The organism is Streptomyces sp. NPDC085931 (assembly GCF_044540565.1).
Lineage (GTDB): Bacteria > Actinomycetota > Actinomycetes > Streptomycetales > Streptomycetaceae > Streptomyces.
Map to the genome: position 1 here is coordinate 238,987 of NZ_JBITSK010000006.1, position 8,297 is coordinate 247,283.

Sequence of the window (8,297 nt, forward strand, 5' to 3'; positions counted from 1 at the left end):
GATTCGCGTGCCTTCGTTCGATGCGTCGTCCGCGCACCAAGGAATGTGGCTGGCGCAGCAGATGGCGCCCGACCTGCTCAATCACGCGCTGGCCATGTGGGAGGTGGACGGTGAACTGGACATCCCGGTCATGGAAGCGGCCATGCTGCGCGTGCTGGACGAGGCGGAGGTCCTGCGGGTCACCTTCCTCGACGACGGCGGCGGCCTGCGCATGGTCCCCCGGGAACTCGGCGACTGGCGGCCCTTCCACCTCGACCTGAGCGGTGAGACCGACCCCGAGCAGGCCGCGCGCGAGGCACTGGCCCGCATGGTGCGCCTCCCCTACGACCTGGAGCGGGACCTGCTCCTGCGGCTCGGCGTGGTCACCCTCGCCCCGGCCAGCTCCCTGGTGGTGATCTCCTACCACCACCTCGTCTCGGACGGCTACGGCGCCGGCGGTCTGCTGTCGCGCCGCATCGCCGAGGTGTACACCGCGCTGGCGGCGGGCTCCCCGGTGCCCGACCCCGCCCACCCGTGGGACGTCGCCTCCTACGCGGCCCTGGCCGAGGACTACACCGCCTCAGGGAAGGCTGCCGAGGACACCGCGTTCTGGCGCGCCCACCTGGCGGACGCGCCCCCGCCCGCACAGGTGCCGGGCGTGGCCCTGTCCGACGCCCGGCGCGCCCGGCTCTCCGAGCCGCTGAGCGGCGCCGACCGCTGGTCGGAGGTGGCCGGGGCCATCGGCATGGTGAGCCGGACGCTGACCGTCCCACGGGCCGAGGCGGATGCCTGGACCGAGACCGCCAAGTCCCTCGGCGTGTGGATGTCCTCGCTGCTGACCGCGGCCGCCGCCGTCTTCCTGCGCCACCGCTGCGACCGCCCCGAGTTCCTCCTGTCGCTGGCCGTGGGGAACCGCGCGGGGGCGGCGGGCCGGACCCCCGGTCTCGCGGTCAACGTGGTGCCGCTGCGGATGAGCGTGCCGCTCGGAGCGCCGTTCGCACGGATCGCCGACGCGGTGGTCGACGAGACGTACGAGGTCTTCGGGCAGACCGGCTGCCACTACTCCGACATCCAGCGCGCGTGCGGCACCGTCCTCAGCGGCCGGGGCAGCTTCGGGGCGGTGCTGAACGTCGTGGACTTCGTGGAACAGCTCCGCTTCGGCGGGCACCCGGCGCGCTACTTCTCCGCGACCACCGGCACCTTCGACGAACTGTCGATCGGCTTCTGCACCGACGGGAGCCCCGACAGCGACCTGTTCCTGCGGCTCGACGCCCCGGCGGACCTGTACTCCCGGGCCGAGCTGCGTGCCGTCGGAGAGGACCTGCTCGACCACGTCCGGGCCGTCCTGGCCGCCCCCGCGCAGACCCCGGTCGGTGCCCTGCGCGCGCTGCGCGGCACCGAGCGGCACCGGCCGCCGGTGGCGGAGGGCACCGGCACGTCCCTGCCGGGGGCGACGGTCCTCGACCTGTTCGACCACCAGGCCGCCCGCGCCCCCGGCGCCGTCGCGATGGTGTCCGGCGACACCACGGTGACGTACGGCGAACTCGCCGAGCGCTCCGGCCACCTGGCCCGGGCGCTGCACGCCCGGCAGGTCGGCCCCGAGACGGTCGTGGCGGTCGCGCTGCCCCGGTCGGTGGAACTGGTCGTCGCCCTGCTGGGGGTGGTGCGCGCGGGCGGCGCCTATCTGCCCGTCGACCCCGCGGGTCCGGCGTGGGGCGGCACCGCGGCCGGGCCCGGCGTCCTGCTCACCGACGCCGCGACCGCCGCGGCGCTCCCGGCCGGTCCGCAGCGCACGGTCCTGCTCCTGGACGAGCTGTGCGCCGAGACCGGCGACGACGGGACGGACACCGCCCTGCCGGCGCCGCACCCCGGCCGGCTGCTGGCCGTGCTCCCCGGTCCGGCACCGGACGGTTCGGTCGCCGAAGTCGCCGTCACGCACCGCACCCTGGAGCGGTTCGTCCTGGACCGCCACTGGCGCGACGGGGCCGGCGGGACCGTGCTGTGGCACGCCCCGATCACCGCCGGCGCGGCCGCCCTCGACGTCTGGGCGCCGCTGGTCCACGGCGGCCGGATCGTGCCGGCCCCGCCGGGCGAACTGGACGCCGACGCCCTGCCCGCACTGCGGGAGACCCACCAGATCACCACCGTACGGCTGACCGCGGACGTCTTCTCGGCGCTCGCGGCCGACCGTCCCGAACGCCTGGCCGGGCTGCGGGAGGTGTGGACCGGTGGGGAGCGTGTCCCGCCGGCCGCGGTGCGGCGCGTCCGCGAGGCCTGCCCGGACCTGACGGTCGTCGACGTCCACGGCCCGGTCGAGGCGGCCTCGTTCGCCGTGCGGCATCCCCCGGCCGCCGAGGCGCCCGGCCACTCGGCACCCGCCGGCGGCAGGCCCCTGGACCACACGGTGCCGCACGTCCTGGGCCCGGGGCTGGTGCCGGTCCCGCCCGGGGTGGCGGGGGAGCTGTACCTGGCCGGGCCCGGCGTGGCGCGCGGCCGTCCGGGGCGGCCCGGGCAGACGGCCGCGCACTTCGTGGCCTGCCCGTTCGGCCCGCCCGGCGGGCGCATGTACCGGACGGGGCACCGGGTGCGCCGGGACGAGGAGGGCCGCTTCGCGTACGTGGGACGGGCCGGCGCCCGGGCGGACGTACGCGGTTTCGGCATCGAGCCGGCCGAGGTCGAGGACGCCCTGGCCGAGTACCCCGCGGTGGCCCGGGTGCTCGCCGAGGTCACACGGGACGAGGCCGGGCAGGACAGGCTGGTGGCCTACGTGGTCGCGGGCGGTGCGGCCGCCCCGACGGCCGAGGAGCTCCGCGCGTTCGCCGCCGGGCGGCTGCCGGAGGCGATGGTCCCGTCGGTGTTCGTGGTGCTGGACCGTCTGCCGGTCACCGCGGACGGACGCACGGACCGTGCGGCCCTGCCGGAGCCGTGGTCCGGCGGCGACTCCTACCGGGCGCCGCGCAACCACACCGAGCGGGTCCTGGCCGGGGCGTTCGCCGACGTGCTGGAGGTGGCGCGGGTCGGCATCGACGACGACTTCTTCGACATCGGCGGCAACTCGCTGCGGGCGATCCGCCTGGTCGGCCTGATCCGCGCCGAGCTGAACCAGGAGGTGTCCATCCGCAAGCTGTTCGCGGCGCGCACCATCGCCGGTCTCTCGGACCTGTGGGGGGACGTGGCCCCGTCGAGCCGGCCCGCTCTGCGCCGGCGGACCAAGGACGGCCAGGTGCTGTGAGCGCGCGGGCGGACCGCCGCCCATTCCCCCTCCCCGTCCGGCCCGGGACAATGGGAGGAGACGACTTCGCTGTCCCGCCGACGGGACAGACGCCGGCCGTGTCCGGCGCGTGAAGGCCCCTCGTGCCGCACCGGGCCGGCGGCTCCCGAGGGACGTCACAGCCCGCCCCCACGTCGGTTCTGCTGGGCGCGGAAGATCACCGGTCGACGATGCGGACGGCGCATCGCGCCGCCATGCCAGCGGGAGAGTCCTCTATGAGTCAGCGTGAACACCACATCCACGACGTGGTCGGCATCGGGTTCGGTCCGTCCAACCTGTCGCTCGCCATCGCCCTGCGGGAACACTGGACGAGCGGTCAGGAGGGGGAGGTCAGCGCCCTGTTCCTGGAGCGCCAGTCCTCCTTCGGCTGGCACCGCAACATGCTGCTGCCGTCGGCGACCATGCAGATCTCCTTCCTCAAGGACCTGGTCACCTTCCGCAATCCGACGTCGAGTTACAGCTTCGTCGCGTTCCTGCACGCCTCGGGGCGGCTCCCGCAGTTCGTCAACAACCAGGACTTCTTCCCCACCCGCGAGGAGTTCCACCAGTACCTGGAGTGGGCGCAGGCCCGCGTCGCCGACCGGGTCCGCTACGGCTCGGAGGTGACGTCGATCCGGCTCGTCCCGGGCGACGTCCCGCAGGACGACCGCCTGCGGCTGGAGATCGCGGACGGGCAGCACCGGGCCGGGCGCGTGATCGAGACGCGGAACGTGGTGGTCTCCACGGGCCTGGTCCCGAGCATGCCCGAGGGCACCGAGCGGGACGAACGGGTGTGGCACAGCTCGGAGTTCCTCGACAAGTACCGCCGGATGGACCCGTCGGCGCTGCGCCGGGTGGCGGTGGTCGGGGCCGGCCAGAGCGCCGCCGAGATCACCCGCTTCCTCTACGACGAACTCCCGCACGCCGAGGTGTACTCGGTCATCCCCTCCTACGGGTACTCGGTCGCGGACGACACGCCCTTCGCGAACCAGATCTTCGACCCCGGCGCCGTCGACGACTACTACTTCGGCACCGACCAAGCCCGTGAGGCGTTCTGGCGCTACCACCGCAACACCAACTACTCGGTCGTCGACGACGAGGTGATCCGGGACCTGTACCGCAGGGCGTACGACGACGAGGTGCGCGGGTTCAAGCGGCTGCAGTTCCTGAACCTGACGCGGGTCACCGGCGTCAAGCGCGTGGGCGCCGAGACGCGTGTCTCCCTCCAGGTGGGGCCCGAGGCCGAGGTCCGTGAACTCGACTGCGACGCCCTCGTCTGCGCGACGGGGTACAAGGGCATGGAGCCCACGGGCCTGCTCGGCGAGCTCGACCGCTACTGCGTGCGCGACGGTGCCGGCCGCTACCGCGTCGAGCGGGACTACCGTGTCGTCACCGACCCGGAGTTGAGGTGCGGCATCTACCTGCAGGGCGGCACCGAGCACAGCCACGGGCTGACATCCTCGCTGCTGTCGAACATCGCCGTCCGCAGCGGCGAGATAGCCGATTCGATCGTCGCCCGGCGTGCCGGGCGGATCGCCGGAAGTCCGGTCGCCGTTCCCGCCGAGGTCGGTGGCGACTTCCTCTGAACGCCCGACCGACGAGGGGAACGCGATGAGCAGCCTGGCCGAAGAACGGTGGATACGCCGCTTCCACGACGACGACGGGTGCGCGACGAAGCTCGTCTGCTTCCCGCACGCCGGCGGATGGGCGAGCGCGTACGGCGGCTGGAGCGCGCGGCTGCCGTCCGATGTCGGCGTGCTCGCCGTGCGGTACCCGGGCCGCGAGGACCGGCTCGGCGATCCGTTCCCGTCCGGGCTGGAGGCCCTGGCGGACGAGGTGACGGAGGCACTCGACGAGCTGTCGCGGCACCGGCTGGTGCTGTTCGGCCACAGCATGGGCGCCTCGGTGGCCCACGAGGTGGCGGTGCGCCTGCACGCGCTGGGGCGTCCGCCGGCCGCCCTGTGCGTGTCCGGCAGGCGCCCGCCGCAACTGCTGGACGGCCGGCGCCGCCTGTTCGGCACGGACGAGGAGATCGTCGAGGGGCTCGTGCGCTTCGACGAGAGCAGGGCCGCGGTCTTCGCGGAGCCGGAACTGCGCGAGGTCCTGATGCCGGCGATCCGCGCCGACTACCGGATGGTGGACGAGTACACCGGGGGCGACCACCCGCCGCTGGACTGCCCGGTGTACGGCTACACCGGCGAGGACGACTCCGAGGTGACCCCGGAGCAGATGCGCGGCTGGGCAAAGGTGACCAGGGGTGCCTTCCGGCTGCTGGTCCTGCCGGGCGGGCACTTCTATCTCCGGGCCCAGGAGCCCGCCGTGCTGGCGGGCCTGCGGGACGCGCTGCGGCCCGTCCGGAACCTCGTGGAGAAGGCGTAGACGCGGGCCCCGGAGACCGGGGGATATGTCTCTCCGGGGCCCGCGCGTACGGCACCGAGCCGTGGTGGCGCGGTGGTGTCATCATGGCACCTGTTTGGCTCCATGGCAAGCCCCGTCGCTGCGGGGGTCGGGCGCGAGGCGCGCACGCCGAGGTCGAAGGCGGTTCCATGCGCACCCGGTGAACTGCGGTGTCTCCTGGTCATTGGGCTGCCGTTGCCTCGATGCCGTCGGTGTTGCGCCAGGGTGGCGCAATCCGGTGCTAGACGTGGCGCCAGATGATGTCATCATGGCGCTGGTTCGGCGTGCCGCCGATCGTCCGCACTCACCGGAGTTGAATCGCCTTGGCCACCTTGCTCTACCGCATCGGCCGCTTCGCCTTCCGGCGGCGAGGCCTCACCGTCCTGCTGTGGTTCCTCGTCCTCGGCGGTGCCGGCGCCGCGGCCTCGACCGCGCCGCCTCCGCCCGCCGACACCTTCTCCATGCCGGGTACGGAGTCGCAGCGGGCCGTCGACCTGCTGAACGAGAAGTTCCCGGCCGCCGGCGCCGACGGAGCCTCGGCCCGGGTCGCGCTCCGCGCGCCGGGCGGCGGCAAGGTCACCGATCCGGAGGTCCGCAGAAGCGTCGCCGCGCTCGTCGCCGACCTGAAGAAGGCCCCCCAGGTGGCCGCGGCCACCGATCCGTTCGCGTCGGACGCCGTCAGCGAGGACGCCACCACCGCCTACACGGTCGTCACCTACGAGGTGAGCGCGCTGGAGGTGTCCGACACGGCGCACGACGCCCTCCTCGAAGCCGCCGACGACGGCCGCGCGCGCGGGCTCACGGTCGAGATGGGCGGCGACGCCGTCCCCGTGGAGCAGGCGGCCGGCGGCACCGCCGAGAGCATCGGCGTCGCCGTCGCCGCCCTGATCCTGCTGGTGACCTTCGGCTCACTGGTGGCGGCGGGCATGCCCCTGCTCACCGCCGTGATGGGGGTGGGCATCGGCGTCAGCGCCATCGGCGCCCTCGGCAGCACCCTCGGCCTCTCCTCCACCAGCACCACCCTGGCCTTGATGATCGGCCTGGCCGTCGGCATCGACTACGCCCTGTTCATCGTCTCCCGCTACCGCACCGAGCTGCTGGAGGGCCTGGACCGGGAGGAGGCCGCGGCGCGGGCGGTCGGCACCGCCGGCTCGGCCGTGGTCTTCGCCGGCCTCACCGTCATCGTCGCCCTCGCCGGCCTCGCCGTCGTCAACGTCCCGATGCTCACCAAGATGGGTCTGGCGGCGGCCGGCACCGTCCTGATCGCCGTACTGGTCGCGGTGACCTTCGTCCCCGCGCTGCTCGGCTTCGCCCCGGTCCGGGTGCTGCGCCGCGCCGACCGGCACCTGATCACGGGCAAGCCGCTGTCCGAGCGCCGGCAGCGCAAGGCCGACCGGGCGGCGGCCCGGCAGCGGCCGAACCTCGGTTCCCGCTGGGCGGGTTTCGTCCTGCGCCGCCCGCTCGTCGTGCTGCTGGTCGGCGTGGTCGGCCTCGGTGCGGTCGCCGTGCCCGCGACCCGGCTGGAACTGGGCCTGCCCGGCGAGGGCACCATGGCCCCCGACACCACCCAGCGCAAGGCCTACGACATGCTGTCGCAGTCCTTCGGCCCCGGTTTCAACGGTCCCCTGCTGGTCACCGTCGCGGCGGACGGGGCACGCGGCGTCGGCAAGGACGTCGCCGCCGAACTGTCCAGCGAACCCGGAGTCGCCGAGGTGGGCCCGGTCGTGCCCAACACGTCGGGCGACACCGCGATCATCAACGTCGTGCCGGAGGAAGGGCCCACGGACGACCGGACCCGGCAGCTGGTCGAGAAGCTGCGCGACGACCTGTCCGGCTTCGCGCGCACCCACGACGCCGAGATCCTGGTCGGCGGGCAGACGGCCATGTTCCTCGACTTCTCCCGGACCCTCGACGACGCGCTGCTTCCGTATCTCGCGCTCGTGGTGGGCCTCGCCTTCCTGCTGCTGGTCCTCGTCTTCCGCTCCCTCACCGTGCCGCTGAAGGCCGCCCTCGGATTCCTGCTGTCGGTGTCCGCGGCGCTCGGTGCCGTCGTGGCGATCTTCCAGTGGGGCTGGTTCGCCGACATCGTCGGCGTGGACCAGCCGGGCCCGATCATGAGCACCATGCCGATCATCATGATCGGGGTGGTCTTCGGACTCGCCATGGACTACGAGGTCTTCCTGGTGACCCGGATGCGCGAGGCCTTCGTCCACGGGGAGCCGACCCCCCAGGCGGTCGTCACCGGCTTCCGGCACGGCGGCCGGGTGGTCGCCGCGGCGGCGCTCATCATGACCAGCGTCTTCTCCGGGTTCATCGTGGAGGACAACGTCTTCGTGCGGATGATCGGCCTGGGGCTGGCGCTCGCGGTGCTCTTCGACGCCTTCGTCGTCCGCATGGCCATCGTGCCCGCCCTCTTCGCCCTCCTCGGCGACCGCGCCTGGTGGCTGCCGCGGTGGCTCGACCGCGCCCTGCCCGACATGGACGTGGAGGGCGAGAAGCTGGCGCACCGGCCCCCGGCCGCACCCCGGCAGGTGCCCGTCCCGTGACCGGCCCGCGCGGCGGCCGCCCCCCCGCCCCCCCCCCCCCGGGGCCCCCCCCCCCCCGGCCGGGCCCCCGCCGCGGCGGCCCGCGGTGCGCGGGGCCCCCCGCCCCCGGGAGGCCGCGGGCGGGG

Annotated in this window: 4 protein-coding genes; all 4 read left to right on the forward strand. The window is 74.1% G+C overall.

What is annotated here, in order from left to right; all coding sequences use genetic code 11:
- Nucleotides 1–7 precede the first annotated feature (7 nt).
- The 4 genes from ACIGAN_RS14480 (at nucleotide 8) to ACIGAN_RS14495 (ending at nucleotide 8,172) form a co-directional block, all read left to right on the forward strand.
- The gene (locus tag ACIGAN_RS14480; RefSeq protein ID WP_399857463.1) at nucleotides 8–3,211 is read left to right on the forward strand and encodes an AMP-binding protein; all 3,204 of its coding nucleotides are present in this window, start codon (nucleotides 8–10) and stop codon (nucleotides 3,209–3,211) included.
- Between the two features lie 254 nt (nucleotides 3,212–3,465).
- A complete protein-coding gene (locus ACIGAN_RS14485; protein ID WP_399857465.1) occupies nucleotides 3,466–4,815 on the forward strand; it encodes a lysine N(6)-hydroxylase/L-ornithine N(5)-oxygenase family protein in 1,350 nt (449 codons plus the stop codon).
- Between the two features lie 25 nt (nucleotides 4,816–4,840).
- Nucleotides 4,841–5,608: a thioesterase II family protein gene (locus tag ACIGAN_RS14490; protein ID WP_399857467.1), complete on the forward strand. Its 768-nt coding sequence runs from the start codon at nucleotides 4,841–4,843 to the stop codon at nucleotides 5,606–5,608.
- A 341-nt stretch (nucleotides 5,609–5,949) separates the two neighbouring features.
- On the forward strand, nucleotides 5,950–8,172 hold the full coding sequence (locus ACIGAN_RS14495) for an MMPL family transporter (protein WP_399857469.1): 2,223 nt from the start codon (nucleotides 5,950–5,952) through the stop codon (nucleotides 8,170–8,172).
- The last annotated feature ends 125 nt before the right edge of the window (nucleotides 8,173–8,297 follow it).

What these genes read in the sequence shown, in the direction of transcription:
- ACIGAN_RS14485 (WP_399857465.1), top strand. Translation starts at nt 3,466, where the DNA reads ATGAGTCAGCGTGAACACCACATCCACGACGTGGTCGGCATCGGGTTC.
- ACIGAN_RS14490 (WP_399857467.1), top strand. Translation starts at nt 4,841, where the DNA reads ATGAGCAGCCTGGCCGAAGAACGGTGGATACGCCGCTTCCACGACGAC.